1 protein-coding gene and 2 pseudogenes (1 of these 3 cut by a window edge) are annotated in these 2,266 nt (G+C 50.9%); 2 read left to right on the forward strand and 1 reads right to left on the reverse strand.

What is annotated here, in order from left to right:
* Positions 1 to 119, reverse strand: a pseudogene (locus QZF50_RS18190) (transcriptional regulator LsrR); the annotation flags it as partial.
* Positions 120 to 367: 248 nt separating this feature from the next.
* Between QZF50_RS18190 and lsrA the strand changes: the two are divergent.
* Positions 368 to 1,903, forward strand: a complete 1,536-nt coding sequence (gene lsrA / locus QZF50_RS18195; RefSeq protein WP_001194889.1) for an autoinducer 2 ABC transporter ATP-binding protein LsrA — start codon at positions 368 to 370, stop codon at positions 1,901 to 1,903.
* Positions 1,897 to 2,266, forward strand: a pseudogene (lsrC, locus tag QZF50_RS18200) (autoinducer 2 ABC transporter permease LsrC) (it continues 664 nt past the right edge of the window). The gene lsrA and the pseudogene lsrC overlap by 7 nt, the downstream one beginning before the upstream one ends.

Consider the following 2,266-nt stretch of genomic DNA (forward strand, 5'->3'; position numbering starts at 1 on the left):
AGACGATCGCTGATCTCGCTCTGGGTCAGCCCGTCGTGATAGTAAAACCACGCGATCCGCGCGACCTGTTCTTCTTCACACATTCCCTGTTCTGAAATTGCCGAATCGTTGATTGTCATAATTCATTCTTCACTTTGAACATATTTAAATCTTTAATGCAATTGTTCAGTTCTTGCGCATTTATATCTGTGATGGCAGCCACAGTTTGACTCTACGAGCATGAACAAACGCAACCGTGAAAATCAAAATAGCATAAATTGTGATCTATTCGTCGGAAATATGTGCAATGTCCACCTAAGGTTATGAACAAATTAAAAGCAGAAATACATTTGTTCAAAACTCACCTGCAAAACTGAACGGGGGAAATATGCAAACGAGTGATACCCGCGCGTTACCGCTACTTTGCGCCCGCTCGGTTTATAAACAGTATTCAGGGGTCAATGTCCTGAAAGGCATCGATTTTACGTTGCATCAGGGGGAGGTCCACGCCCTGCTCGGCGGCAATGGTGCCGGTAAATCGACGTTAATGAAGATTATTGCCGGTATTACCCCTGCTGATAGCGGTACGCTGGAGATTGGGGGCAACAACTACGCCAGATTAACGCCAGTTCATGCTCATCAGCTGGGCATTTATCTCGTTCCCCAGGAACCGCTGCTTTTCCCAAGCCTGTCGATAAAAGAAAACATCCTGTTTGGGATGGCAAAAAAACAGCTCTCCATGCAAAAAATGAAGAACTTGCTGGCGGCGCTGGGCTGCCAGTTTGATCTGCATAGTCTGGCAGGATCGCTGGATGTCGCCGATCGCCAAATGGTGGAAATCCTCCGCGGGCTAATGCGCGACTCGCGGATTCTGATCCTCGATGAACCTACCGCCTCGCTTACCCCTGCGGAAACCGAACGCTTGTTTACTCGCTTGCAAGAGCTGCTTGCTACTGGCGTGGGTATTGTTTTTATCTCGCATAAGCTGCCGGAAATTCGCCAGATTGCCGATCGAATTAGCGTGATGCGCGACGGAACCATCGCCTTAAGCGGCAAAACCAGCGAACTGTCTACCGACGACATTATTCAGGCCATCACGCCAGTGGTACGGGAAAAATCGCTCTCTGCCAGCCAAAAATTATGGCTGGAGTTACCTGGTAACCGCCCACAACATGCTGCCGGAACGCCGGTGCTGACACTGGAAAATCTGACCGGCGAAGGTTTCAGGAATGTCAGCATGACGCTCAATGCCGGAGAAATTCTGGGCCTGGCTGGGCTGGTGGGGGCCGGACGCACAGAACTGGCCGAGACGCTCTATGGTCTGCGTACTTTGCGTGGCGGACGCATTATGCTGAATGGTAAAGAGATCAATAAATTATCCACTGGAGAACGTTTACTGCGCGGTCTGGTTTATCTGCCGGAAGATCGCCAGTCATCCGGACTGAATCTCGATGCTTCGCTTGCCTGGAACGTCTGCGCCCTTACTCATAACCTTCGTGGATTCTGGGCGAAAACCGCGAAAGATAATGCCACCCTGGAACGTTATCGTCGGGCGCTGAATATTAAATTTAACCAACCGGAACAAGCTGCACGGACATTATCCGGTGGCAACCAGCAAAAAATCCTCATTGCCAAATGCCTGGAAGCTTCGCCGCAAGCATTGATTGTCGATGAGCCGACGCGCGGCGTGGATGTCTCGGCCCGTAATGATATCTACCAGCTGTTGCGCAGCATCGCCGCACAAAATGTGGCAGTGCTGCTTATCTCCTCCGATCTGGAAGAGATCGAACTGATGGCAGATCGCGTGTATGTGATGCATCAGGGCGAAATTGCCCACTCTGCACTGACCGGGCGCGATATTAATGTCGAGACTATTATGCGCGTTGCCTTCGGCGATAGTCAGCGTCAGGAGGTGTCATGCTGAAGTTTATTCAGAACAACCGTGAAATCACGGCACTGCTGGCGGTGGTGCTGCTGTTTGCATTACCCGGTTTTCTCGACCGCCAGTATTTAAGTGTGCAAACGCTGACCATGGTTTATAGCAGCGCGCAAATCCTGATCCTGCTGGCAATGGGCGCGACGCTGGTAATGCTTACGCGCAATATTGATGTTTCAGTGGGTTCGATTACCGGAATGTGCGCAGTGCTGTTGGGGATGTTACTGAACGCGGGGTATTCACTACCTGTTGCTTGTGTCGCGACTTTACTGCTTGGTTTGCTCGCGGGATTTTTCAACGGTGTCCTGGTCGCGTGGCTAAAGATCCCTGCCATTGTTGCCACCCTTGGCA

It is taken from the genome of uncultured Escherichia sp. (assembly GCF_948475835.1).
Taxonomy (GTDB): domain Bacteria; phylum Pseudomonadota; class Gammaproteobacteria; order Enterobacterales; family Enterobacteriaceae; genus ECMA0423.

Excerpts from the sequence above, each read along its gene's own strand:
- lsrA (WP_001194889.1), top strand. The coding sequence starts at position 368 with ATGCAAACGAGTGATACCCGCGCGTTACCGCTACTTTGCGCCCGCTCG.